Origin of the sequence: Sorangium sp. So ce296, assembly GCF_051529605.1 — a bacterium.
In the GTDB taxonomy this organism is placed as follows: Bacteria; Myxococcota_A; Polyangia; order Polyangiales; family Polyangiaceae; genus Sorangium; species Sorangium cellulosum_D.
Window position 1 is genome coordinate 6,783,188 of record NZ_CP150325.1, and the last position, 24,818, is coordinate 6,808,005.

The 24,818-nt window shown below is 70.8% G+C and carries 18 protein-coding genes; 11 read left to right on the plus strand and 7 right to left on the minus strand.

Annotation, left to right across the window (positions count from 1 at the left end; all coding sequences use genetic code 11):
• Positions 1 to 53 precede the first annotated feature (53 nt).
• From WME98_RS25275 to WME98_RS25295, 5 genes are all read left to right on the plus strand, one after another.
• A complete protein-coding gene (locus WME98_RS25275) occupies positions 54 to 728 on the plus strand; it encodes a glutathione S-transferase family protein (protein ID WP_437953633.1) in 675 nt (224 codons plus the stop codon).
• Positions 729 to 906: 178 nt separating this feature from the next.
• Positions 907 to 2,229: a S41 family peptidase gene (locus WME98_RS25280; RefSeq protein WP_437953634.1), complete on the plus strand. Its 1,323-nt coding sequence runs from the start codon at positions 907 to 909 to the stop codon at positions 2,227 to 2,229.
• Positions 2,230 to 2,423: 194 nt separating this feature from the next.
• Positions 2,424 to 3,062 (plus strand): peroxiredoxin, encoded by a 639-nt coding sequence (locus WME98_RS25285; protein WP_061626120.1) that lies wholly within the window; start codon positions 2,424 to 2,426, stop codon positions 3,060 to 3,062.
• A gap of 32 nt (positions 3,063 to 3,094) precedes the next feature.
• A complete protein-coding gene (locus tag WME98_RS25290) occupies positions 3,095 to 4,378 on the plus strand; it encodes a hypothetical protein (protein WP_437953635.1) in 1,284 nt (427 codons plus the stop codon).
• A gap of 409 nt (positions 4,379 to 4,787) precedes the next feature.
• A complete protein-coding gene (locus WME98_RS25295) occupies positions 4,788 to 7,289 on the plus strand; it encodes an SGNH/GDSL hydrolase family protein (RefSeq protein WP_437953636.1) in 2,502 nt (833 codons plus the stop codon).
• Between the two features lie 77 nt (positions 7,290 to 7,366).
• Here the strand turns inward: WME98_RS25295 and WME98_RS25300 are convergent, their stop codons facing one another.
• The gene (locus WME98_RS25300; protein ID WP_437335501.1) at positions 7,367 to 8,251 is read right to left on the minus strand and encodes a LysR family transcriptional regulator; all 885 of its coding nucleotides are present in this window, start codon (positions 8,249 to 8,251) and stop codon (positions 7,367 to 7,369) included.
• Positions 8,252 to 8,723: 472 nt separating this feature from the next.
• Here WME98_RS25300 and WME98_RS25305 point away from each other — a divergent pair, with 472 nt between their 5' ends.
• A complete protein-coding gene (locus tag WME98_RS25305; protein ID WP_437953637.1) occupies positions 8,724 to 10,193 on the plus strand; it encodes a glycosyl hydrolase family 8 in 1,470 nt (489 codons plus the stop codon).
• Here the strand turns inward: WME98_RS25305 and WME98_RS25310 are convergent.
• Together WME98_RS25310 and WME98_RS25315 are read right to left on the minus strand one after the other, a co-directional pair.
• Complete coding sequence (locus tag WME98_RS25310) at positions 10,190 to 10,918, minus strand: DJ-1/PfpI family protein (RefSeq protein WP_437953638.1); 729 nt, start codon at positions 10,916 to 10,918, stop codon at positions 10,190 to 10,192. The two genes, WME98_RS25305 and WME98_RS25310, sit on opposite strands and share 4 nt — an antisense overlap.
• 262 nt (positions 10,919 to 11,180) lie before the next feature.
• On the minus strand, positions 11,181 to 12,314 hold the full coding sequence (locus tag WME98_RS25315; protein ID WP_437953639.1) for a glycosyltransferase: 1,134 nt from the start codon (positions 12,312 to 12,314) through the stop codon (positions 11,181 to 11,183).
• 115 nt (positions 12,315 to 12,429) lie between these two features.
• Between WME98_RS25315 and WME98_RS25320 the strand changes: the two genes are divergently transcribed.
• Positions 12,430 to 13,560 (plus strand): glycosyltransferase, encoded by a 1,131-nt coding sequence (locus tag WME98_RS25320; protein WP_437953640.1) that lies wholly within the window; start codon positions 12,430 to 12,432, stop codon positions 13,558 to 13,560.
• Between the two features lie 173 nt (positions 13,561 to 13,733).
• On the opposite strand, the gene WME98_RS25325 is transcribed toward WME98_RS25320, so the two are convergent.
• On the minus strand, positions 13,734 to 15,056 hold the full coding sequence (locus tag WME98_RS25325) for a glycosyltransferase family 4 protein (protein WP_437953641.1): 1,323 nt from the start codon (positions 15,054 to 15,056) through the stop codon (positions 13,734 to 13,736).
• A 604-nt stretch (positions 15,057 to 15,660) separates the two neighbouring features.
• Between WME98_RS25325 and WME98_RS25330 the strand changes: the two genes are divergently transcribed.
• Positions 15,661 to 16,458, plus strand: coding sequence for an AAC(3) family N-acetyltransferase (locus WME98_RS25330; protein ID WP_437953642.1), 798 nt, complete (start codon positions 15,661 to 15,663; stop codon positions 16,456 to 16,458).
• 546 nt (positions 16,459 to 17,004) lie between these two features.
• On the opposite strand, the gene WME98_RS25335 is transcribed toward WME98_RS25330, so the two are convergent.
• Positions 17,005 to 18,309: a hypothetical protein gene (locus tag WME98_RS25335; protein WP_437953643.1), complete on the minus strand. Its 1,305-nt coding sequence runs from the start codon at positions 18,307 to 18,309 to the stop codon at positions 17,005 to 17,007.
• Positions 18,310 to 18,785: 476 nt separating this feature from the next.
• Positions 18,786 to 19,481, minus strand: coding sequence for an alpha/beta fold hydrolase (locus tag WME98_RS25340; protein ID WP_437953644.1), 696 nt, complete (start codon positions 19,479 to 19,481; stop codon positions 18,786 to 18,788).
• A 291-nt stretch (positions 19,482 to 19,772) separates the two neighbouring features.
• Between WME98_RS25340 and WME98_RS25345 the strand changes: the two genes are divergently transcribed.
• The gene (locus WME98_RS25345) at positions 19,773 to 20,486 is read left to right on the plus strand and encodes an IclR family transcriptional regulator (RefSeq protein ID WP_061626131.1); all 714 of its coding nucleotides are present in this window, start codon (positions 19,773 to 19,775) and stop codon (positions 20,484 to 20,486) included.
• Positions 20,487 to 20,491: 5 nt separating this feature from the next.
• On the plus strand, positions 20,492 to 21,382 hold the full coding sequence (gene ilvE / locus WME98_RS25350) for a branched-chain-amino-acid transaminase (RefSeq protein ID WP_061626137.1): 891 nt from the start codon (positions 20,492 to 20,494) through the stop codon (positions 21,380 to 21,382).
• Between the two features lie 121 nt (positions 21,383 to 21,503).
• Here ilvE and WME98_RS25355 read toward each other — a convergent pair whose 3' ends face one another.
• Entirely contained in the window at positions 21,504 to 22,415 is a 912-nt protein-coding gene (locus WME98_RS25355) for a LysR family transcriptional regulator (protein ID WP_437953645.1), read from the minus strand.
• 646 nt (positions 22,416 to 23,061) lie between these two features.
• On the opposite strand from WME98_RS25355, the gene WME98_RS25360 reads away from it, so the two are divergent.
• Positions 23,062 to 24,630 (plus strand): hypothetical protein, encoded by a 1,569-nt coding sequence (locus tag WME98_RS25360; RefSeq protein ID WP_437953646.1) that lies wholly within the window; start codon positions 23,062 to 23,064, stop codon positions 24,628 to 24,630.
• Positions 24,631 to 24,818 lie beyond the last annotated feature (188 nt).

Sequence of the window (24,818 nt, forward strand, 5' to 3'; positions counted from 1 at the left end):
TTTTACAATACGGGGCCCATCCCGGGCAGTAGGGTCCGGCCCGGAGGCACGACATGGCTGATTCGACCACGCCCACGCGGGGGAACCTCGTCTTCTATCATTCACCGCACACGCGCGCGTCAGGCACGCGCATCCTCCTCGACGAGCTCGGCGCGCCGCACGAGCTGCGCGTCCTCAACATGAAAGCCGGCGAACAGCGCAAGGCGCCCTACCTCGCGGTGAACCCGCTCGGGAAGGTCCCCGCCATCGTGCACGACGGCGCGCTCGTCACCGAGCAGGTCGCGATCTTCATCTACCTCGCCGACCTCTTCCCGGAAGCGGGCCTTGCCCCGGCCCTCCGCGATCCGCAGCGAGGCCCCTACCTCCGCTGGCTCGTCTACTACGGGTCTTGCTTCGAGCCGGCCATGACCGATCGCGCGATGAAGCGCGAGCCCGCGCCGCCGGCCATGTCGCCTTACGGCGACTTCGACACGATGTTCGGCACGCTCGTGGAGGCGCTCCGACAGGGCCCCTACCTGCTCGGCGAGCGGTTCTCCGCGGCCGACATCCTCTGGGGTGGGGCGCTCCGGTGGATGACGCAGTTCAAGCTCATCCCCGAGCTGCCGGAGATCGCCGCCTACGTCGCCCGGATCTGCAGCCGGCCCTCGTTCGCGCGGGTCACGGCCGACGACGCGCAGCTCGCCGCGGCGCACGAGGCGGCGGTCGCGGCGGCGGCGCAAGCGAGCTGACCCGCCGACGCGCCGGCGGCCGGCGACGGCGCGCCGGCGCGCCGTCGCACAGCGCGCGAGCGAGCCTCGCCGCCCAGCTCGTCCGCGTCGGGACGAGCGGGAGCAACGCGGCGCTGGGCGCGATCCGGTCCCCACATCGGCATTGCCCGCCCCTTGCCTTCGTGATGAGCTGGGCGGCATGGTCGCTTCGAAGCTTGTTGCGGTCCTCTCCACATGCACCCTCGCGCTGGCGGCCTCCGTGACCGGAGGCTGCACCGCTTCAGGCGCCGCGGAGCCCGACGCGGACGACTGTTCGACGCCGGGACAGAACCAGTTCCTCTTCGACCTGATGCGGGACGCCTACCTCTGGTACGACCGTGTGCCGGACCTCGATCCCCGGTCCTACCCCTCGCCCGAGGCGCTGCTCCGGGATCTCGTCGACCCGTCGCGGGACCGCTGGAGCTACATCTCGAGCAAGAGCGATTACGAGGCTTATTTCCGGGAGGGGCAGACCCTCGGGCTCGGCTACCGGTGGAGCTTCGACCCGCAGGGCAGCCTCCGGCTCGCGCTGGTCCACCCCGCCTCGCCCGCCGGAGCGGCCGGCCTGCGGCGCGGCGACAGGGTGCTGGCGATCAACGGGATCGACGTCGAGCAGGTGGCGAGCGACAACCTCTGGTCGGAGGTGACGGGCCCCAACGAGGAAGGACACGAGATCTCGCTGACGATCGAGCGCGCGGGCAAGGAGGTCTTCACCGTCGCCGTCCGGAAGGCGGTGCACGGCGTCACCACGGTGATGAGCCCGCGGATCCTGCAGGCGGGGTCCGCGACGGTGGGTTACCTCATGCTCACCACGTTCATCGAGCCCACCGCGAAAGAGCTCGACGACGCCTTCGCGATGTTCCGGGCCAACCACATCGACGAGCTCGTCCTCGATCTGCGCTACAACGGCGGCGGGCGCCTCGCCGTCGAGCGGCACCTCGCGAGCCTGATCCACCGGCCCGCGGACAAAGGCGCGCTGCTCGACATCACCGCGCACAACGACAGGCACGTCACGTGGGACAAGCGGGCTTCGTTCGAGGACCTCGACCAGCCGGCGCTCTCCCTGTCCCGGCTGGTCGTCATCACCACCGGCGGCACGGCCTCCGCGAGCGAGACGCTGATCAACAGCCTGCGCGCGTACATCGACGTCAAGATCGTCGGCTCGACGACGCACGGCAAGCCCGTCGGTATGCACGGGTGGGACTATTGCGACAAGATCGTTCACCCGATCTCGTTCCGGGTGCTCAACGCGAAGCAAGAGGGCGACTTCTACGACGGCTTCGCCCCCGACTGCCCCGTCACCGACACGCTCGAGGCGGAGCTCGGCGACGAGGACGAGGCGTGCCTCGCAGAGGCCCTCCACCTGCTGCAGCACGGCGCTTGCTCCACCCCGGCGCAGCCAGCCGAGGCAAGCGAACGGCGCGCCGCCCCGCCGCCGGAGATCCCCTGGGACGGCTTCCGGCGCGAGGTCGGCGCGCTCTGAGGCGATCTCGCCCTCACCGGATTCCCGCGCCCTCACCAGAATTCCCGCGCGCCGACCCAGGGCCCGTACGGCTGCCCCGGCCGGCGCCGCCCGCCGACGCAAAAGACGGCAGCGACCGGCTTGACACGCTGCGCGGCTTGGCGGACATTCCTCCGCCATAGCGGACATTTGGCCCGCGGCCAGGAGGGACTGTCATGAGCCTGCAACTCGGAAGCATCGCGCCCGACTTCGAGCAAGCGTCCACGCACGGGACCATCCGGTTCCACGAGTGGGCCGGGAATTCGTGGGTGATCCTGTTCTCGCACCCGAAGGACTTCACCCCGGTCTGCACGACCGAGCTCGGCGCGGTCGCCAACCTCAAGGCGGAGTTCGACAAGCGCGGCGTCAAGCCCATCGCCCTGAGCGTCGACGACGTCGACTCGCACAAGCGCTGGTCCGTCGATATCGAGGAGACGCAGCGCACGAAGCTGAACTACCCGATCCTCGCCGACGTGGACCGGAAGGTGTCCTCCCTGTACGGGATGATCCACCCGCAGGCGAACGACACGCTCACGGTCCGGTCGGTGTTCGTCATCGATCCGAACAAGAAGATCCGCGCGACGTTCACCTATCCCGCGAGCACCGGGCGCAACTTCGACGAGATCCTGCGCCTCATCGACTCGCTGCAGCTCACGGACAGCCACTCCGTGGCGACGCCCGCGAACTGGAAGGACGGCGACGACGTGGTGATCGTCCCCTCGCTCCAGGATCCCGAGGTCCTCAAGCAGAAGTTCCCCAAGGGCTACAACGCCGTTCGCCCGTACCTGCGCCTCACCCCGCAGCCGAACCGCTGAGGCGGCGCGGCGCGGCGAGCGCAGAGGACTGCATGCGATCCGCGACGCGGCCCCTCGCGGCGCTCGCCGTGACGCTCGCGGCGTGCTCGCGCGCGCCGGCGCGCGACACGCTCGGCGCGACCGGCGACGCCCCGAAGCCGGCGGCGCCGGCCGCCGGCCGCGGATGGCGGCTCGTGCACCACGAGACCTTCGATGCCCCCTTCCAGGAGCCGGCGGCGTGGACCGAGGACCCGTACGGCGACGCGAGCCCCTACCACGTCGACGTCTTCGACGACGACGGCGCGTTCTTCGCCGCGCGCGGCGGCGAGGCGTTCCGCGAGGGCCTGAGGAGGTTCCGCTCGTTCCGGAAGTCCTTCACGTACGGCGAGGGAGGCTGGCTCACGGTCGAGCTGTACGGCCGCGACAGCGACCGCGACGGCGTGCCCGAGACGGGCGGCCGCTTCGAGGCGGCCTCCGGCAAGGCGAGGCTCGTCTCGACGCGCCATTACGACGGCGCGATCCTCCGCTCGACCGCGCCCCTGCCGGCGCGGTACCGCGTCGAGGTGACGGTCTCCAACATCGACTTCGGCGGCCAGCGCGAGGGCAGCTGGACGCACGGCGGCAAGATCAACGGCTATGACGGGGACGAGGTGGCCGACCCGTGGCGGTTCACCGATCGGAGCGCGAAGCCGCTGTCCGCCACCTTCGGAAACGGCGTTTACTTTCTCTGCATCACCGATTACGCGCGGCCGGCGCCTCACAACAACGTCTTCATCCATCATCACCGGAAGGTCGTGATGGACACCGACAGCAACTTCGGCGACGACGGCCCCTGGTCGGAGGTCTGGAACCCGGTGACCGGCCGGGCCGAGCCGGACGGCTCGCGGTACGTGAGCATGATCTGGCTCCGCGGCGACGCGTTCGGGAGCCCCTGGACGGGCAACGGGTTCACGTCGTACACGGCCGGCGGGTGGAAAGACGGCCCCGTCTTCGTGGACAAGTACCTCGACAAAGAGACCTATGTGTTCACCATCGAGCGCGACGGTGAGGGGTATGCGATGTCCGCGGCGGGCAGGTTCCACCACGGCGGCCTCACGACGTACGCGGCGCGGCGGGGGTTTCGCGAGCCGCCGGTGACGTGGCATTTCAACCAGCGCCCCGACGAGCTCGCGGGCCAGGTCCGTAACGAGACAGTCGACTTCGGCGAGCCGTTCGAGACCTGGCCGGCGGGGTCGGCGTACCCGGATCACTTCTTCTTCGGCGACCCGCACATCAACTATTACGAGGGCACCGCCGAGTTCGACGACGTGAAGCTGTACCTGCCGGACGAGGGGTAGCCCTCGTCCCGGCCAAGGCGCCGGCGGGGCGCGCCTCGGTGGAGCCCCGCCCGCCGACGCCGGGCCGGTCGTGTGCGGGACGACCCGTCGCGGGAGCAAGTTCTCGACGGCACCGCCGTGCGATCACGGTGATAACTCGGCCACGCCTCGTTGAATGAATCACGGCCGGCGTGCACCAGAGGCGGATGAACGAGACACATGCGATTCAGCGCCGTGGCCGCGGTCGCGCTGATCTGCGCGCCTGCGACGCTGCGTAACGGGCGAGGTCTGGGCGCCAGGTCCTCCCTGGGGAGTCGTGTCGCTGATGCAGCCTGTGTCCGTCGAAGTGGCTTCTGTTGCTGATGTGCCCTGACTGGCCGGTACGCCCGGCCAGGGAACCCGAATTCTCGACACCTGAGGAGAAAACGCGGTGCAGACGAAACTTCGGCGCTCTTTCTCTGGCCTCGCCAAGGGAAGGAAGCTCCAGCTGGGACCTCTCGAAGATCAGCGCTCGCTGGTGCTGGGGAACCTGAGCCACCCTGCCTGGCAGGCCAGCGCTCCCACCATGGCCTTCCGTGTCAAGCCGCTGTCGGGCGCTGACGCCGACAACCTCCGTTCTCTCGTCCACGTCAACTATGACGAGACGAGCCCTGCTGGGAGCTACAGGGAACGGCCCTTCGCCTGTCCGGACGGTGTGACAGCCATCGTCGTCGAGCTGGAGGACGTGCAGCTCGCCGGGGGCGACTCGAGCACGGAACCCTTTCTGTTGCAGGTCCTGGACGCCTCCGGGATCACGCAAGTCTCCTCTCAGAGCTTCACGCCTGGCTCCGCTGCCGCGCTCGTCGCCACCAGCCCGATCGCGCTCACGGCCGGGGCGGAGTACCGCGTTCGGCTGGTGTGCAACGCCGCCGGCCAATCGTCTTTCTTGTGCGGCAGGCTGCGCGTCAGGCCCGTATCAGCCACCGCTGAATTCTGGTTGAAGCCGTTCACTCGCCTGGACGCAGATCCGACCGTGCTCCACGGGAACATGGGCCCGGCGTACCCGACGGTCGCGACGTACGCGAAAGATCCTCGGTTCGCCAGCCACACCCAGCTTGCGTACCTGGAGCTCAGCACGACGGCGGCCGAGATCTACGCGCAGTACTGCAACACCATCGCGCTCGTCTCCGGCAATCGAGGTCAGCCGAGCGTCTTCATCGACCAGCGGCCGCTGGACCCGCCGCTCCAGCCTGCCGGCAACACCACGAGCTACGTCCGAGCGGCCTTCCCGAGCCAGCCGCTCGCCCGGAAGAACGTCCGCGTCTTCTCGGGGCCGCAGATGTCGCCGGTCTACCCGAACATGACGGAGCACCACGGCAACCACCTCTGTGCGGTGTACGTCCCGAGCGGCGACGACACCGAGGTCGTCCCTGTCCCTGCGCGTAGGCCTATCGTTCCGTACGGCGACTCGAAGATCGCCGGGTTCTGGAGCCTCAGCACCGGCAGGGACTCCATCACGTTCCTGCTCCGCGAGAGGGGCATCCCTGTCGTCTCCTTCGCCGCAGGAGGGTGGACGCTGCACGCCGAGACAGGCTCGACGCTCTCTGTCGACGCTTGCCTGCCGCTGGCCAGGAAGCTCGTCGAGTGTCTCCCGTCGAAGATCATCCTGGAGATGGGCCGGAACGACTTCAGCAGCGTCAAGTTCGCTCCGAGCGACCTCATCGCCCAGCTCAACAATCTGCTCCTGGCCATCCACCAGGTGGCTCCGTGGATCCCTGTAGAGCTGTTGAGCTGGACGCGGGAGGTCACGGAGAGCGACAGAGCGGGCGTCTCCTGGGCTGCCATGCGGGCGAGCTTCCTCGGCCTCGCGACCGGCAAGCCCTGGGTCAGCGTCCTCGACGCCGCGAGGTATTGGACCCAGGCGGAGGCCGGGTCGTTCACGTCCGATGCGGTGCACCCGAACGATCGCGGACAGGAGCTGATCAGCTCGGCGATCGCGGGAGATGAGTTTCCTTGGACGCCCAAGAGGCTCGGCTCACTGTTCGCGTACTACAGCGCGGAAGGCCGCCTCGGCGGGAGCAGCCTCATCGGGGCCGTCACCGCTTCTGGCACGTCACCCCCGTCGATCACCGTGTCCGGTACGGCCCTGATGGCCTGCCGCGTGCGCGTCGAGGTCAACACCGGCGGGACGCCCGGCGGGGCGATGAAGATCAGCTACTCGTTCAACGCGGGTCGGCAGCGTATCCGGCAGAACGTGGCCGTGCCCGCGAACGGCGTCGTCGAGCTGGCGCCCCTCGGCGTCTCCGTCACGTTCTCTTCTGCGACCTACAACAACCTGCATGCGTACGAGTTCAACACCTGCGTCGCCCAGTGGTACGACTTGAGCGGCAACGGAAACCACATGGTGGTCCCCGCCGGAAACAACGCGTATTCTCCTGAGTTCAACCCCTCCTCGTCGGCGTTCGGGAGGAGGCCGGCTCTGGCGTTCACGCCGACGCGGCGGCTCCGGCTGACGGGGATCAGCCTCGCAGCGCCCTACACCCTCTTCCTCGTCGGCAGGTGCGCGAGCCAGGCCAGCGTCCGTGCGTTCTTCGGTAGAACCGAGGTGGGCTCAGGGTTCCTCTTTTACGCCAATACGCCCACGTTGGTCGCGATCAACGACGAGACCAGCCAGATCAACGCGACCGTGAACGCGACGCTGCCGCACTGCTACATCCTCGAAGTGAACGGGGCCTCGTCGAAGATCATCGTGGACGGCGTGTCCCTCCCGTTGACCCCGAACAGCACGTTGAGCAACAAGACCCTCACGGGTTTGTCCATCGGATCCGATGCTATCGAAAACTGGGGTCTGGACGCGGACGTGATGGAGGCCGGCGTCTGTAGCGGCGTCCTGTCCCAGGACGAGATCGACGCGATCGTCGCGAGAGCACGCCACCGGTATCGGCTCCCGTGAGCGCCCGCGGCGAGCGGGGCGAAGCGTCCTGCTCGCCGCTGACGGAGGGGCCCGAGCTCCTCGCCTCGCCTCCCCGGTCAGCCGGTCACCTCGCGGAGGAACCTCCGCACGTGCGTCAGCACCATCTTCACCTTCGGGATCTCGGCCAGCGCCTCCGGCACCGTCACCCGCACGGCCAGCTCGCGGCCTACGAGCGCCGGCAGGACTGTGACGAGCTCGTCGCCGGTGGGCTCATCGATCATCGCGTCCGGGATGAGCGCGATGCCCAGCCCGGCCAGGCAGCAGTGCCGGACGAGGTGGATGTCGGTCGCGAGCAAGGCCGGCTCCACCGGGAATTTCCCCCCATTGCGGGTGGGCCACGCGGACGCGTCCTCGCCCGGCGCTCGCCAGGAGAGGAGCTCGTGGCGGGCGAGGTCGTCGATCGAGGCCGGCGTCCCCCGCCGCGCGAGGTATTCCTTGCTCGCGCACAACCGCTCTTGAACGCGCAGGATCACGAGCGAGAGCCAGGGCCCTCGCGGCGCGCCCTCGCCGAAATGCACCGCGACGTCGACGTCGACGAGCGACTCGGAGAGCGGGTCGTTGCTGAACTCGTAAGAGAGGCGCAATCGCGGGTACGTGCTCCGGATCGAGGCGAAGATCGGCGCCATGAGGTGCGGCGGCAGGCCCACGGGCAGGACCAGGCGCAAGAGCCCCGAGGGCTCGCGCCCCATCTCGCGAATCGACGAGATCAGCGCGCTCGCCTCCTCGACCATCGCTTGCCCCCGGTCCGCCAGCGCGCGCCCCGCCTCGGTGAGCACGACGCCCTGCCGGCTGCTCTCCAGGAGGGGAACGCCGGAGCGCGCTTGCAGGGACTCCACGCGGCGCCGGAGCGTCGTGCGCGGCGTGCCGGTCACCTCGGCGGCGGCGTGAAACGAGCCTTGCTTGACGACGTGCAGGAAGGCTTGCAGCTCCTCGAGATCCATCGGGTCCCCTCGTCGGCCGGAACGCGGCCCACGGCGGGCCACCCGCGGTCATTGTACGCGTCCCACCGAACGCATCCCCGCCCACCGAGCGCTCCCCGGAGAGCTCGACGGCGGCATGGTTCGAGGTGAACCCTGGCCGTTCGGACGAGCTCCCGCGGGCCGTGGAGTCGAGGCCGCCTCTTCGACGCACGGCTAAGTTCTTGATATAGCGCCAATTTTCCAGAAGGGCCGGACCGCCTTGAAGGAGGCTCTACCAGCCCGAGGCGGGCTCCGCAGTTGGGGCTTGACGCCTGGAAGCGGTTGGAATTCCTTCCTCCTCCGCGGCGTCATCCAGATCGCGGCGTCCTGCGCCGCTCCAGCTAGGGACCCGACCTCGCGAGCATAACACACGTGAACTCGCCAACGATGTTCACGTCGAGCACGTCTCCGATAGGGCGCGAGCTCGCCAATGAGGACAGTGATGAACTTGCGAATGCTAACGTTTCCGGTCGCATCGTCGTGGTTTGCGCTCACGGTGCTCGCCTGCGCGCCCAGCAACCAGGGCAGCCAGGTCGGCTCGCCCGCTCAGGCGAGCGCGGTCAATCAGGCCAGCAGCGCCGCGCCTGCCAGCACCTCGAGCCAGACCGGCGCGGCGGAGACGCCCCCGGCGGCGGAGCCCGCGCCCCAGGGTCCCGCGCTGCAGCCCGCGGCCAAAGGAGCGTACTTCACGGGCGAGTATCGCAACCTGTTCGCGGAGCTGGGACACAAGCCGGCCGAGATCGAGGCCAAGATCACGAAGGCGTACACCCAGCTGTTCCACGGCGACCCCAAGGAAGAAGCCGTCATGTTCGCGGCGGGGAAGAACGCGAACGGCCCCAAGGCGTACATCATGGACATCGGCAATAACGACGTCCGCTCCGAAGGGATGTCGTACGGCATGATGATCGCCGTTCAGGTCGATCGAAAAGACGACTTCGACGCCCTGTGGAACTGGGCCAAGTCTCACATGTACCACGCGGATCAGCGTCACCCCGGCTTCGGCTATTTCTCGTGGCAGATGCGCCCGGACGGCACGGCCATCGACGAGAACCCCGCTCCCGACGCCGAAGAGTATTTCGCGACGGCGCTCTTCTTTGCGTCCCACCGCTGGGGGAACGGCAAGGGGATTTATGACTACCGGAAGGAGGCCCTGGGCCTGCTCGACGCGATGAAGAACCGCAAGGCCATCGCGGGGGCGGTCAACGCGAACAAGCGCAAGACCACGCTGCACGCGCTCTTCAATCCCGAGCACAAGATGGTGCGGTTCACGCCGGACGCGGATAACTTCGCGAAGAACGGCGACCACACCGATCCATCGTATCACCTGCCCGCGTTCTACGAGCTCTGGGCGGCCTGGGGCCCCGAGGCGGATCGCGCGTTCTGGGCCGACGCGGCGAAGGTGAGCCGCGATTTCTTCGTCAAGACGACGCATCCGAAGACCGGGCTCGCCCCGGATTACGCCAACTTCGACGGCACCCCCAAGGCTGCCTCCTGGGACGCGGGGACCGCCAACTTCCGTTACGACGCGTTCCGCACCGCGATGAACTGGGCGGTGGATGCGGCGTGGTGGGCGAAGGATCCGCGGGAGATTGAGCTGAGCGACCGCATCCTCGCGTTCTTCGACTCGCAGGGCGCCGAGTACAAGGCCAACTTCACCCTCGAGGGCAAGCCCATCGTCGACCACGGATCGCTCGGGCTCGTGGCGATGAACGGCGTCGCGGCGCTGGCTGCGAGCCAGCCGCGGGGCTGGCGTTTCGTGAAAGACGTGTATTCGCGCGAGCCGCCGACCGGCAAGTGGCGGTATTACGACGGCATGCTGTACACGATGTCCCTGCTGCACTTGAGCGGGAAGTTCCGCGTCATCATGCCGCAAGCGCAGCCCGCCGCGCCTGCCGCTGCTGCGGCGGCGGCTGGTAAGCGCTAGCTCGGCGGCCAGCTCGCGCTGCTGCTCATCTCTGCAGCGACCTTCCGCATCGCCTGCTCGTGCGGGTCGAGAAAGCTCACGAGACGCTGGGTCAGCTCGGGCCCGGCCGCTTCCGGCGTTCCAGCGCGGAACGGCGGGGCGGGGTCGTATTCCAGCATCAGCTGCGTCAGCTTCGCGACGTCCTCTCCGCGCAGCAGCGCGAGGAGCGTCAGCCCGAAATCGATGCCTGCGGTTACCCCGCCGCCCGAGATCCGGTTGCGATCGACCACCACGCGCGCATGGACGCACTCCACGCCGAACGCCTCGAGGATGTGGCGCATGGCCCAATGCGTCGTGGCCTTGTATCCTTGCATCAACCCTGCTGCGGCCAGGATCAGCGATCCCGTGCATACGGAGGTCACGTACCTGGCCCGAGGGCCTCGGTCCCTCAGAAATTGAAGGATCTCCCGGTCCGCCATCGCCTCGGCCGTGCCGATGCCGCCCGGCACGAACAGGATGTCGAGGTCGTCCGGACAGTCGCTGAAGGTCGCGGTCGGCTGGATGGAGACCCCCGTGTCGGACGTGACCAGGGCGCGCGTCTTCCAGAGCAGGTGGGTCTCCGCGTGAACGGCCAGCACGTTCTGCGGACCGATCAGATCCAGCGTCGTGAGACCCGGATAGAGCACCATGCCGATCTGGAGCGGCGGCTGCTGAGCGGGCATCTTGAGCTCATGCGTTTCGGTCATCTCTCGTCCCTCTTCCTTTCGCTCGTTCATCCGTTGACCGTCCCGAGCGCGTCCGATCACGATCGACCGGAGCGCGGCCGATCGTCCTCCGGCGCGATGCGGGAGCGCTCTTCGATCGGTGGGGGGCGGTGCACGCGATAACGCTATCCGTCGCGCGCATGGCAATGACGACAACGTGCCTGCATTTCCTGCCAAACGCCTTGAGGCGCGCAGGCGCGCGCGCCGAGTCGCCGCGCGCCCCGGGCAGAGACGCGCGGCGCCGCTACCGCGCCGGCGCGATCTCGGTGAACAGCCGCTCGTGCGCCGCGAGCATCGCCCCGAGGCTGAAGCGCGCGTCGAACGCCTGCGCGTTGCGCGCGCCCATCGCGGCGGCGGCCGCCGGATCCGACAGCAGCGCGAGGAGCCGATCCGCGAGCGCGCGGGGGTCCTCGGGGGCGACGAGGTAGCCGCCGGCGCCGTCCTCGATCGCCTCCGGCACGCCGCCGACGCGGGTCGCGACGATCGGCTTTCCGGCGGCCATGGCCTCGAGGACGGCGAGCGGGAGCCCCTCCCAGCGGGACGAGAGGACATAGGCGTCGAGGCCGGCCATCACGTCGGGCACGTCGCTGCGCAGCCCGAGGAAGTGCACGCGCTCCCGCGCCGCCATGCCGGCGCGCCGGGCCTCGAGGTCGGCCCGGGCCGGCCCGTCGCCGGCGATCACCACGTGCGCGCGCGGGTCGCGGCCGAGGACCTCGCTCGCGGCGTCGAGCAGGACGTCGATGCCCTTCTGGCGCGACAGCACCGCGACCGTGCCGAGCACGCGCGCGTCCTCGGGCAACCGCAGCTCGGCGCGGAGGCGGTCGCGGCGGCCGGCGCGGACGCGCGCGCCGTCGATGCCGTTGCGGATCACGTGGACGGGCCGCCGGACGCCGAGATCGCGCCGGAGCTTGGTGGCCAGATCGCCGGAGACCGCGATGATCGCGTCGGCGAGCCGCACGTAAACTCTGAATTTGCGCAGCGAGCGGGGGCTCGCGCTGTTGATCTCGTTGTGCTCCGAGTAGACGACCCGCGGGCGCGGCAGGAGCAGGCGCGACGAGACGCCGCCGAAGATGAGCGGGGCGAAGTTGTGGACGTGCAGGACGTCCGCCCGCACGTCGCGCAGGAAGCCGCGGATCGCGAGGGGCAGCTCGGGATCGACGCGGGCGAAGCCGAGGTTGAGCCGCGGGCGCCGCCGCAGGACGAGCCTCCGCTCGGGCGGGAGGTCGACCTGATCGAAGAGCTTGCCGGGGGCGTCCAGGCAGATGAGCGACGGGTCGAAGCGGGCGCGATCGAGGCCGTTCAGGAGGCTGACGGCGACCTTCTCGAGGCCCCCGACGTCGAGGTTGATGACCACCGTGCACACGCTGATCTTCCGCATACGGCCCGCCTCCCGCGCTCGTACCACGGCGCCCCGGCGACGGGTAAACCAGGTGCGGCGCGCGCGGCGATCGTGTAGAGCGGAGGCTCTGCGGCGGCTCCGGCTCCTTCACCTGATGCCTTGTCGCTTCTGGGGCGGCCCGGAGCGGCAGACCGTGCAAGCGGCGAGGATCCTGCGCGATCGCGGCGCGTGCGAGGTCTCGTTCGCCGTGATCCCGCACCGGGAGGCGAAGGTCGCGGACAACCCGCTCGTGGTGGGGGCGCGCGCGGAGGGGTTCGAGGCCGAGCCGCTCGCGCTGGAGCGGGGCTACGACCTGCTCGAGGGGGCGCGGCGGCTCCGCGCGATCGCGGCGCGGCTCCGGCCCGACGTGGTGTGCACGGTGGGGTACAAGGCGGACCTCCTGGCGCTCGGGCTGCGCGGGCGCGGCGCGCCGCGGGTGCTGGCGGTGGCGCGCGGGTGGACGGGCGAGGACCTGAAGGTGCGGCTCTTCGAGTGGGCCGATCGCCGGACCCTGCGCTGGCACGACGGGGTCGTGGTCGTGTCCGAGGCGCAGCGCGCGGCGGTGCGGGCGTGCGGGGTGAGCGAGGCGCGGATCTTCCACGTGCCGAACGCGATCGATCTGGATCGGATGCCGCCGCCGGTCCCCCGCGCGCGGCTGCTCGCGGAGCTCGGGCTCGACGCGTCGGCCCGGCTCGTCGGCGCGGTGGGGCGGATCAGCCCCGAGAAGGGGCAGCGCTCGCTCGTGGAGGCGTTCGCGGCGGTGGCGCGCGCGGACCCGCGGGCCGCGCTCGTGCTGGTCGGGGACGGGCCGGACGAGGCCGCGGTGCGGGCGGAGGTGGCGGCGTGGGGGCTCGGCGACCGCGCGCGGCTGCTCGGCCTGCGCCGGGACGGCGCGCAGCTCATCGGGGCGCTCGACGTGCTGGCGCTGCCGTCGCGCACCGAGGGGCTGCCGAACGTGGTGCTGGAGGCGTTCGCCTACGGGACGCCGGTCGTCGCGAGCGCGGTCGGCGGCGTGCCGGAGCTCGTGCTGGACGGCGAGACGGGGTGGCTCGTCCCGCCCGGGCAGCCGGGCGCGCTGGCGCGGGCGCTGCTCGACGCGCTGGGGCGGCCGGAGGAGGCGGGGGCGCGTGCGACGCGCGCCCGGGCGCGGCTCCTGTCGCGGTTCACGGCGGAGCGGCAGGCCGACGCGTGGCTCGAGGCCATCGTCGCGGCGACCGGCGCCGCCGCGGGCAGTGCTCAAAATTGAACATGAAGGCGGGAAGGCGGGAAGAAAAGATCAATAATCTTCCTGCCTTCCCGCCTTCATGGGAACTCTCTCCGGGCAAATTTGAGCACTACCCTGCCGCGGGGGCCTGATCGGCGTGGGCGGCGGGCGGCGCGCTTGCCGTGGAGGGCGGCAGATCTCCCGGGCGGCTCGGGTCAGCAGGCAGGCGCGGCGAGGCTCGCGGGCGCGGGTGCGAGCGCTTCCGGGGCGCCGCGGCGCTGCTGGTGGAGCTGCTGGTAGATGCGGGCGAGCGTGTCGCCCACCACGGTCCAGTCGTACCTGCTCTGGACGAGCGCCCGGCCGGCCGCGCAAAGGCGCGCCCTGAGCGCCGGATCGGCGTCGAGCTCGAGCAGCGCGCCGCCGATCGCCTCGGGGCTCCGGGTGATGAGCGCGTGCTCGCGGTCGCGCAGCGCGAGCCCCTCCGCGCCGAGCTCGGTGGAGACGACGGGCACGCCGGCCGCGAGCGCCTCCAGGATCTTCAGCCGCGACCCGCCCCCGATGCGCAGCGGCACCACGGACGCGAGCGCGTCGGCATAGTAGGGCCGCACGTCGGGCACGGTCCCGGTCACCTCCACGCCGGGCAGCGCGCCGAGCGCGCGCACCTCCGGCCCTGGGTTCCTGCCGACCACGGTGAGGCGCCACGCGGGCCGCGCGGCGCGGATGGCGGGCCAGAGATCGCGCGCGAAGGCGACGATCGCCTGCGCGTTCGGGCGATAATCCATCGAGCCGACGAAGACGATGCGGCGGCGCGGCCCGGACGCAGCGCCGCCCGCGCCCGCGAATTCGTCCACGTGGACGCCGTTGTCGACGGCGAAGGCGCGCAGGCCGGGGCGGAGCGCGAGGAGCTTCTGGCGATCCCGCTCGCTGACGGTGAGGTGCGCGTCGAACTGCTCCAGCACCTTGCGCTCGAACCCGGCGAGCTGCGACGCCAGCGCGAACGCCGCGAGCCCGCGGAGGCGATCGGGCGCGTTCTGGCTGTAGCGGGAGAGCACCTCCGACTCGATGTTGTGCCAGTCGCAGAGGAGCAGCGGCCGATTGCGCGCCGCCCGCAGCAAGGGCAGATACCCGGCGAGGTGGACGCTCTCGACCTGCACGGCGTCGAACTGCCCTTCGTCGAGGACGCGCGCGAGCTCCTGGCGCATGGCGCTCGTCGTGTAATTGAGGACGACGAGCGGCAGCGGCCCCACGGCGCCGCGCAGGATCTTGCCCAGGGAGTTCGGCTTCTCCTGCGTGAGCGTGAGCACTTGATCGGTGATCTGCGCGATATCGTTCATCGGCTGCGGGGCGGGGCCGGCCGCGCCCATCCGCGCCCGCCCGTTACGGACGGCGCCGTCGTCGGCGAAGCTCAGGTACGTCACCCGCGCGAACCGCGAGAGCTGCCGGACAAAATGCCAGTTGCGTAGCTTGGCCCCGGTGTCGAGCGGCCAGCAGGCGCGAGGCGCAAAATAGAGAATACGCATCTGTCGCATCGAGGACATGGACACCTCCAGCTCGCGCGGACGTGCAGGCAGGTTGCACCGAGGCCTCACGCGTCGCGCGGCACGTTCAGGGTGATGAGCGATCCGAGCCTCCGGCGCCGGCCCGGTGATGGGATTGCATGGTCGACGCCCGAAGAGCGGCGACCATGACCTGGAAAGGTAACATGGCTCTTTGGCACAATGTAAAGAAATCAGTGCGAAGCGGCGCGCGTGAGCGTCGTGAGCGTCGTGAGCGTCGATTGCGGCGGACGGAGGCGGCAGGCGCCTCGCGTCACGTCCCACCACGGGAGGCGCGCGCGCGGAAGCGTCCTGAATTTATCGATTTCGTGAACGCTTCCGGGGCGATGCGCGCGAGCGGCGCGCGCGGGCGGAGCGCGCTGACCTTATCGATTTCGTGAACGCTTCCGGCGCCATGCGCTCGTCGCGCCGATGCGGGCTATCGCTGGGCGAGCCCGCCTTTCCTCCAGGGCTGGAATCGCCCGGACGTCCATTTCCAGTCCGCGGCGCATCCCCCGGATGCCTACCCTGCCTTCGGCGCCGGCAGGCAACCGCCCTTCCAGGGAGGAGCGACCGCGATAGCGCACAAGAATGATATGCCTGGACGATGCATGGGCCCAGCGTGAGCCGGGTGGTCGCCGAGCTGCTCGCCCTCGGCGTGAGGCAGGGCGGCGTCCTCCTCGTCCACACGTCGTTCAGGGCGGTGCGTCCGATCGAGGGCGGGCCGCTCGGGTTGATCCGCGCCTTGCGCGCCGCGCTCGGGGACGACGGCACGCTCGTCATGCCGACGATGACCGACGGACAGAGCGTGTTCGATCCCCGGTCCACGCCGACCAGCGGCATGGGGATCACCGCCGAGACGTTCTGGAGACAGCCGGGCGTGCTGCGCAGCGGCCACCCTGGCGGCTCCTTCGCTGCGGCCGGCCACTTCGCCGAGCGTATCTGCGCGCCGCAGCCGCTGTCGCCACCGCACGGGCCGGACAGCCCCCCGGGCCGCGTCCACGAGCTCGGAGGCCAGGTGCTGCTGCTCGGCGTCACGCACGCCGAGAACACGACCCTCCACGTCGCGGAGGCCATCGCGCGGGTCCCCTACTCGGTCGCGCACCCGTGTGTGATCGAGGTCGACGGCGTGGCCCGGACCGCGATGATTCACGAGACGGATCATTGTTGCCGGCGGTTCGGGCTCGTCGATGGCTGGTTGCGCGGACGGGGGCTCCAGCAGGAGGGGAGGGTGGGCAGCGCCCACGCGCGCCTGTGTGCTTCACGCGATCTCGTCGCCGTGGCGGTCGAGCACCTCGCGAAAAGCCCGCTCGTGTTCCTCTGCCCGCCCGACGAGGGCTGCGACGAGTGCGACGCGGCGCGCGCCAGCGTGCCGGCCGACGCGGCCCGCGGAGAGCATGCATGATGGCCGGCGCCGGCGCGGCGCGGCGCTGGGGCCCTCGCCAGCACCGTGACTCCGCTGGAGAGATTTAGTTAGACTTGCTAACTATTCGACCGGCTCCGGCGCGGCGCTGGGGCCCCCGCCAGCACCGTGATTCCGCTGGAGAGATTTAGTTAGGCTTACTAACTATTCGACCGGCTCCGGCGCGGCGCTGGGGCCCCCGCCAGCACCGTGATTCCGCTGGAGAGATTTAGTTAGAATTACTAACTATTCAGCCGGCTCCGGCGCGGCCGGGGGGCCTCGCCAGCGCCGCGATACCGCTGGGTAGCTTTAGTTAGTCTTACTAACTATCACGGTGACGCTCGCTGACCGCCAAGCTGCGGCTCGCGCGCTCCGGGCCAAGCTGCGGCTCGCGCGCTCCGGGCCAAGCTGCGGCTCGCGCGCTCCGGGCCAAGCTGCGGCTCGCGCGCTCCGGGCCAAGCTGCGGCTCGCGCTCCCCGGGCGCGGCGCTGGCCTGCGTATCGGAAGAACGCGCCGGTCCGCCGCCGCGACTTCGTCTGGGGACTTCGTCTAGAGATCGAGCGCCAGCGTCAGGCGCATGGCAGGCCCTCTCCACGCGAACGCGGTCGTCCGCGCCGGCTCCCCGGTGGACACCGTCGCGGAGGGACCGAGATCGTACCCGCCTGAGGCGTCGATAACGACGATGGACGGCACGCGCCATTTCACGCCCGCGGCGAGGCCCACGAAGCCGAACGTCTCCGCGTCGCCTCCCGCGCGCACGGAGCCCACGCCGCCATGGCCGCGCATGTACAGGCCGAGCCTCGTCGGGACCGGCCAGAGCACGTAGCCCGCGTAGAGGTGTCCTCCGAAGCCGCCGACGCCGGCCGGGCCGGACGTCCCGACGACTCCGTGCACGCCGAGGCCGAGGAGCGGCCCGTGATGCGCGCGATACGCCTCGAGGGCGACGCCGGCAGAGACGGCGTTGCCCACGGAGACGCGCGCTTCCGGGACGAACGCGACGCCCCAGAGCGGGCCGCCGAAGACGACGCCGTCCTTCGGCGCGAACGGCCGATCGGGCCAGAGGCTGCGGACCTCGGCGCGATCCCCGGTCACCTCCGTGACGACGCCGGTCTTGGCGGCGTCGCCCTCCCGCGCGGGGACCCGGGCCTCGGCGCCCACACTCGGCGCAGATCCGGGGATCGCCTGCGCCCAGGCGCGCTCGCCGCGCGCCTCGACGACCGCCGCGCGCGGGAGCAAGTCCGCGAGCTGCTCCCGGATGCGCTCGGGCGTGCCGGACAGCGCGGACGCGCTCGCCCCCAGCGCGGGCGGCCTCTCGCAGCGCGCCGGCGTGACCAGCTGGACCACCGACGTGAGCTCTCCGTACCTGGCCCGGCGCGCCTCGTACTTCAAGGAATCCTCGTGCTCGACGCACACGCTGACCAGCGGATCCGCCTCCGGAAACGGCTTCCCGCTCGGCACCGTCTCGCGCCGGAGGCACTCCCGCTCCGGGGCGCCGCCGGCGAACGCCAGCTCGTCCGAGGCGACGAGCAGCAGCTCGGCGCCCGAGCGCTCGAGCAACGCGCACAGGTCGCGCCCCGGATCGCGCTGCGCCGAGTTGTCCTCGACGACCTCCTCGCTGTAAACGAAGCGCGAGCCGCGGAACGCGTCGCGGATCACCGAGGTGACCGCCCGGGAGCTCGTGATCGCGTGGACCCGCAGCGCGCCGTCCGAGAGCCCGCCGGCGATGTCGGCGGCCGTGGGGCTCGGCGCGTACGCCGACAGCCGCGTGTAGAAGACGCAGCCCACCGGCGCGAGACAGACCGCGGCGGCTGCGCAGGCGCGGAGGAGGCGGCCCAGCCGACCGGCAAAACGCATCGCAGCCTGTCTACGGCCCGGCGCTCGCTGCGACAAGCCAGCTCGCGCCGCGGACGGCCCGCGGCGTCGGTCTCCGCCGGGTCAGTCGGATGGCTGAAGGCGGAGTCGAGCAACACGGCCTCGTTCTTCGCGCCCTCACGGATCTGCGGCCGCGCCGGGTCCTCGGTCGAGTACTTGTCGATGAGCGCCTGGAACTCCTTGTGCCACGCGTTCGCCGGGACCTCGGGGTAGGTCTCCCCGCTGCGAGCACGAGGCCGGTCAGCGAGGGCGGCGCCGGAGCGCTCCATTGACGCCGGCATAGGGCACGCGGCGTACCAGCGCGGAAAGCTGCGAGCGGCGGGCGCGGCGGCGCGACGCTGCTGCTCCTGGAGCAGCCGCTCAGCAGCGCAGCTGTCCGAGGCGCACGGCGGCCGCCCGCGAAGGCGCTCGGCAGCGGCGCCCGGATCGTCCGATGACTTAACCGATTTAGCGCCGGCTCAGCTCGCGGCGACGATGTCGCGCACGAGCGCGACCACGTCGTCGGGCCGCGACAGGAACGGAGAGTGGCCCGCGTCGAGGCGCCGCACCTGCCGCGCGCGCTGCGACATCGCCTCCTGCGCGAACACCGGGATGGCGTTGTCGCGCTCGCAGATCACGTACGTGGACGGCAGCTCCTGCCAGGCGGCGGCGCTCAGCGGCTGCACGAACGACGCCCTGGCCTGCGGCAGCAGGGCCGCTTCCGCGGCGGCCGCGACCTCGTCCGCGCAGTCGTTGTAGAAGATGTTCCGCGCGTCCGCGGTCCGCAGCGTCAGGCCGTCGGCGGAGGTGATGCACCACGGCGGCTCCTTGCCGCCGATCGACGAGAGCAGCGACTCCCCCGGGCCGAGCTGGAACGCGCACAGGTAGACGAGGTGGGCGACCTTGCCCGTGCGGGCCGCCACCTCGGTGACCGGCAGCCCGCCGTACGAGTGCGCGACCACGACGGCCTTGCCCGGAACCTCGGCGAGCGCCGCGCGCACCACCTCGGCGTCCGCCGCGAGGCCGCCCAGCCGAGCCGCGTCCGGCCCGGCGCTCGGCAGCGCGGGCGCGCGGACGTCGAGCCCGGCCCCGAGCAACCGGCACGCGACCTGCGACCAGCACGCCGGGCTGTGCCAGGCGCCGTGAACGAGTACGACCGAATCGACCTTGCTCATGAGCTCCTCGCCTCCTCGGCTCGCGACGTTGTCTCGACCTTGATCGAACGGACGCTATCCGAGGCCCCCCAGCGACACCAGCGAGCGCTTCGCCCGCGCGCCGGCAGGGGTCGAATTGGAACATGAAGGCGGGGAGGCGGGAAGAAAACATGAATGATCTTCCCACCTTCCCGCCTTCATGGGGACTCTCCCCTGGGCGACGTCGACCACGACCCACGGCGCCCGATAGGCGCGCCCTGGACGGCGGCCCAGGAACGGAGTAGATCAAATATCGGAACTGGATTCCGAATAATGGAACGATCTGGGACGGTCGACAAGGCGGTGCGCGCCCTCGAGGCGCTGCGCGAGGGCGGCGGCAGCGCCTCGCTGGCGGAGCTCGCGGCGCGCCTCGGCATGCCCAAGGCGACGCTGCACCGGCTGCTCGCGTCGCTCGCCGCGCACGCGCTGGTCGAGCAGGACGGGGAGGGGCGCTACCGGCTCGGCGTCGGCCTCATCCGCCTCGGGCTCGGGGCGCAGGGGCTCGACCCCGTCGCGCGCGTGGCCAAGCCCGAGCTCGAGCGGGCGGCGCGCGCCTTCGGCGAGACGTTCTTCCTCGTCGCCGCCCGCGCGGGGCGGCTCGTCGTGCTCGACAAGGCCGAGGGCACGGGGCTCCTGCGCGCGGCCCCGACGGTCGGGGCCGAGGTCCCGGTCGACGTCACCGCGAGCGGACGGCTCTACCTCGCGCACGCGCCGGAGCTCGTCGGCGCACAGGGCGCGGGCCCCGCCGCCGAGCGCGCCGCGCAGCGCGCCGCTAAGCGCGGCTACGACGTCAACGAGGGCGAGTGGATCGACGGGCTGACCGTCATCGCGGCCCCGGTGCTCGCGCGCGGCGGCCTGCACGGCTGCATCGCCTGCGCCGCCGCCGCCCAGAGCCTGCGCGGCGATCGACGCGACGCCGCGGTGCAACACACGCGCGACGCCGCCGAGCGCGTCGCGCGCGCTCTCGAGGGGGACAGCAGGAGGTGAACGTCATGAAGACATGGATCGATGGGCGAATCGTCGACGCAAAGGACGCGACCGTGAACGTGACCGATCACGGGCTGCTCTACGGCGACGGCATCTTCGAGGGCATCCGCGTCGCGGCGGGGCGGCTCTTCCGGATCGACCGCCACCTCGCGCGGCTCGAGGCCGGCGCGAAGGCGCTCGGCATCGCGCTGCCGCGCCCGATCGAGGGGCTCCGCGCGATCGTCGAGGAGACCGCGCGCGCCAACGCCGAGCGCGAGGCCTACGTCCGCCTCGTGGTGACGCGCGGCGTGGGCCCGCTCGGCGTCGACCCGACCACCTGCGAGCGGCCGGGGCTGTTCTGCATCGTGGGGTCGATCCGCCTCTTCGACGACGAGCAGCGGCGGCGCGGCCTCGAGCTCATCACGTCGAGCTACCGCCGGCCGGACGCGGACGCGCTCGACATGCGGATCAAGAGCCTGAACTACCTCGGCTCCGCCCTCGCCAAGCTCGAGGCCAGGCAGCGCGGCGCCGACGACGCGCTGCTCCTGAACGCGCGCGGCCACGTGGCCGAGGCCTCCGTGGCCAACGTGTTCGCGCTCCGCGGCGACGTGCTCGCGACGCCGCCCGCCACCGACGGGTGCCTCGAGGGCATCAACCGCGCGGCCGTGATGGAGCTCGCGCGCAGCGTCGGCCTCACCGTGGTGGAGCGCTCGCTCGGGCGGCTCGACTTCTTCGCCGCCGACGAGGCGTTCCTGACCGGCACCGGCGCCGGCGTGATCGCGATGCGGAGCCTCGACGGGCGCACGATCGGCCGCGGCGAGCGCGGCCCCGTCACCGCCCGGCTGACCGCGCTGCACCGGCAGCTCGCCGAGCGCGAGGGCGTCGAGCTCATCGCCGCGCCGGGCGCCCATACCTGAACGGACGAGCAGATGGAAGAGGAAAGCGACTTAACCGGTACATAGGCCCGCTCCCCGCCTCGCCGGCCCAGCCTCCGGGCGACACGGGCGCGGCGCGCGCGGCAGGTCGAACGAGGGCGCGTCAGCTGTCGCGGGCGATCTCCGCGAAGATCCCGCGCAGCCAGATGTGCGCCGGGTCCTTCGCCTGCCGCTCGTGCCACACCTGATCCAGCGAGAACCCGCCGAGCTCCACGGGCGGCTTCATGATGCGCAGCGCCTCCATCTCGGCGAACACGCGCGCGATGCGCGCCGGCACGGTCAGCACGAGATCCGTCTGCGCGACGATGTGGGCCGCCACGAGGAAGTGGGGGATCTGCAGCGCCACGCGGCGCGAGAGCCCCCGCTCGGCCAGGACCTCGTCCACCCGACCGCCGCCGTCGCCGCGCGGGCTGATGAGCGCGTGCGGCAAGCTCGTGTAGGTCTTGAGGTTCAGCTTGCTGCCCACCACGGGGTGATTCTTCCTCACCACGCACATGTAGTGCTCCTCGATGAGCCTTTGCCGGTAGAACCCCGCGGGCACGGTGGGGAGCAGGCCGATGGCCAGGTCGACCTTGCCGGTCTCCATGGAGCTCCACATGTCGTTGTCGTAGGGGCGCGCGATGAGATCGACGAACGGCGCGTCGGTGAAGAGTTTTTGCACGAGCCGGGGCAGCAGGATGAGCTCCACGTAATCGACCGTGGCGACCGCGAACGATCGGCGCGCCGTCGCGGGATCGAAGCGGGGGCGACGCGCGACGGTCACCTCGATCTGGGCGAGGGCCTCGCGGATGGGGCCGATGAGCTCCTGCGCGCGCGGCGTCGGGATCATCCCCCGCGGCGTGCGCACCAGGATGGGGTCGTCGATCAACGTGCGAAGGCGCCCGAGGGCGTGGCTCATGGCCGACTGGCTCAGCCCGACGCGCGCCGCCGCGCGCGTGACGCTCCCCTCCGCCAGGAGGGCGTCGAAGACGACGAGCAGGTTCAGGTCGATCGAGGCAAGATGCACGGGATGCATGTGGCCCATGCTACTAATGAGTTGGAGAGGCGCCACCGGCCGGTCTAGACGTTCTCCGTTGGACCGGAACGGTCGCAGACCCCGCCGAGGGAGCGGTCGGAGGGACGCCGCCGGTCGTCACGCCCATGTCTCGCTTCGATCCCCCGAGCACGCCCGCGGAGCCTGGCTTCCGGCCCCTCCTCGCGCCCGAACCGCCCGTGATCGCAACCCTGTTGCAGATCGAGCCGCCGGTGCGTACCGTCTCGAGGTCCTCTGTGGTAGGTCATGATGTAGTCGGAATCGTGCTGCGAGCGCCGGTGAGGGTTGATGTGCCCGGCCCGGTCCGCTAAGTAGTCGCCCCCCGAGATCGCCCTGGCGCCGGTCCCGCGCGGCTCACCTGACCGCGGGGCGGCTAGAGCGCCCTTGCCGCCCGGGAGCGGATCAGGGGTCTCCGGTACGCCGCGAGGGCGGCATGGGTGACCGAGAGAGGCCATCTCGTCTACGGCTGAGCCCGCATGGCCGGCCCGGGTCGCGCCGACGGCCGACGCTCGCCGAGCCGGTTTCCACCGCGTTTCCCCGGTGCTGCACGCGCGATGGACGCGCAGCACCCATGAGCGTCGCGTTTCGGCAGCTGTACGGAACAACGGTCACAGGAAGAGAGAGCGCTATGCCAAGTTCGAATTGGGGTTCCTTGTTCGTCGCTCCGCTCGTCGCCGTCACCCTCCTCGCCTCGTGCGCCCCTTCCGCGCCGCAGGACGAGCGTCACGCCGCCCTGTCGAGCGCGCTCACCGCCGCGGACAGGCTCGCTGCTTGCGAACAGGATCCCCGCGTCGTCTCCGGGCTCGTGACCAGGGAAATTTGCGCAGGCGCTGACATCTTCTTTCGCGAAACTTTCGAGGGCAACGGCCGGACTTGCGGGTCGTGTCATCCTGTCGAAAACAACTTCACGATTGACATTCCCTTCATCGACGCTCTCCTCGACATCAACCCTTTTGACCCGCTGTTCGTCTACGAGGAAGACTCCGCGCTGACGGACCTCGAGACGTACGAGCTGAAGACGCTCGGCCTGATCCGCGAGAACATCGACGGCTTCGACGATCTCGACGGCAAGTACGTGATGCGCGGGGTCCCGCACACGCTCTCGCTGGCGACGACCATCGCGCCGGACCCGGCGCAGGAGGGGGAGGGCATGCCGCTTGAACGCACGGGCTGGTCGGGCGACGGCGCCCCGGGCAGCGGGTCGCTGCGCGACTTCCTCACCGGAGCGGTCACGCAGCACCTGCCGAAGGATCTCAGCCGTGAGCCGGGGGTCTCGTTCCGGCTCCCCACCGAGCAGGAGCTCGACCTCACCCTGGCTTACCAGCTGAGCCTGGGACGAACGAACGAGCTCGACCTCACCCGGGTGAAGCTCACCGACCCCGCGGCGAACGACGGGCGGCTGGCGTTCCTCGATCCGCAGCGGGGCCGCTGCAACGTGTGCCACTCCAACGCGGGCGCCAACCACCTGGACACCGGACGGAACCGTAACCTGGACACCGGGGCCCGGAAGGCGCCGGGGACCAACAACTCCCCGGGGGCGTTCGACGGCGGGTTCGGGGGCGCCGGGCTCCCGGCGCCCAACATCGACGTCCTCGGCCGCAATATCCTCGACGGGTACGGCGACGGCACGTTCAACACCCCGCCCATCATCGAAGCCGTGGACACGCCGCCGTTCTTCCACTCGAACGCCTTCGGGAACACCATCGAGGGGGCGATCTCCTTCTACACCGGGCCGCAGTTCAAGCAGTCGCCGGCTGCCCGGGAGCTGGAGGCGCGGTTCGGCACCCCCATCCAGTTCCCCAACGCCGACATCGACAAGATGGGGCGCTTTCTCCGCGTCCTGAGCGCGGCGTTCAACCTCGACCTCGCGAAGCAGCGCCTGCAGGCCGCGCGGGAGCTGGCGCGCCGGTTCCATGACACGCGGGACGACGTCCAGGAGCGCCTGATGGAGCTGGCCGAGGTCGAGATCGACGACGCGCTGGAGGTCCTCCACGTCTCCGGCGGCGCGCCGCTGCACCCCGTCTCGCAGTACCGCCTCCAGCAGGCGAAGACCGAGATCGCCGCGGCCCTCTCGGCGGCGGGCTGGTCGGCGCGCGAGAGCCGGATCTCGATCGCGCTCCTGCGCGTCCAGAACGCGCGCGACGAGTTCGGCTCGAACATCACCTACCGGCTCGGCCAGGGCAACCTCATGTACTAGCGGCGCCCCGGCGGAGGAGACCACGACCGCCAGGCTGCCGAGGCTGCCAAGAGGCGAGATCTCTCGGACATCTTGGCGTCCTCGGCAGCCTGGCGATCCTCCCCCGTGCGTCGCTGCACAAGCGCCGCCGCCCCGCGCGCGCCAGCCGCTGGCCAACGCCGCGCGAGCCGGTAGGTTACGGGCCCCGG

Coding starts and splice junctions, on each gene's coding strand:
- ilvE (WP_061626137.1), top strand. CDS start 20,492: ATGAAGACATGGATCGATGGGCGAATCGTCGACGCAAAGGACGCGACC.
- WME98_RS25345 (WP_061626131.1), top strand. CDS start 19,773: ATGGAACGATCTGGGACGGTCGACAAGGCGGTGCGCGCCCTCGAGGCG.
- WME98_RS25335 (WP_437953643.1), bottom strand. CDS start 18,309: ATGCGTTTTGCCGGTCGGCTGGGCCGCCTCCTCCGCGCCTGCGCAGCC.
- WME98_RS25275 (WP_437953633.1), top strand. CDS start 54: ATGGCTGATTCGACCACGCCCACGCGGGGGAACCTCGTCTTCTATCAT.
- WME98_RS25340 (WP_437953644.1), bottom strand. CDS start 19,481: ATGAGCAAGGTCGATTCGGTCGTACTCGTTCACGGCGCCTGGCACAGC.
- WME98_RS25310 (WP_437953638.1), bottom strand. CDS start 10,918: ATGACCGAAACGCATGAGCTCAAGATGCCCGCTCAGCAGCCGCCGCTC.
- WME98_RS25330 (WP_437953642.1), top strand. CDS start 15,661: ATGCATGGGCCCAGCGTGAGCCGGGTGGTCGCCGAGCTGCTCGCCCTC.
- WME98_RS25360 (WP_437953646.1), top strand. CDS start 23,062: ATGCCAAGTTCGAATTGGGGTTCCTTGTTCGTCGCTCCGCTCGTCGCC.
- WME98_RS25285 (WP_061626120.1), top strand. CDS start 2,424: ATGAGCCTGCAACTCGGAAGCATCGCGCCCGACTTCGAGCAAGCGTCC.
- WME98_RS25320 (WP_437953640.1), top strand. CDS start 12,430: ATGCCTTGTCGCTTCTGGGGCGGCCCGGAGCGGCAGACCGTGCAAGCG.
- WME98_RS25280 (WP_437953634.1), top strand. CDS start 907: ATGGTCGCTTCGAAGCTTGTTGCGGTCCTCTCCACATGCACCCTCGCG.
- WME98_RS25290 (WP_437953635.1), top strand. CDS start 3,095: ATGCGATCCGCGACGCGGCCCCTCGCGGCGCTCGCCGTGACGCTCGCG.
- WME98_RS25325 (WP_437953641.1), bottom strand. CDS start 15,056: ATGTCCTCGATGCGACAGATGCGTATTCTCTATTTTGCGCCTCGCGCC.
- WME98_RS25355 (WP_437953645.1), bottom strand. CDS start 22,415: ATGCATCCCGTGCATCTTGCCTCGATCGACCTGAACCTGCTCGTCGTC.
- WME98_RS25305 (WP_437953637.1), top strand. CDS start 8,724: ATGCTAACGTTTCCGGTCGCATCGTCGTGGTTTGCGCTCACGGTGCTC.
- WME98_RS25315 (WP_437953639.1), bottom strand. CDS start 12,314: ATGCGGAAGATCAGCGTGTGCACGGTGGTCATCAACCTCGACGTCGGG.
- WME98_RS25300 (WP_437335501.1), bottom strand. CDS start 8,251: ATGGATCTCGAGGAGCTGCAAGCCTTCCTGCACGTCGTCAAGCAAGGC.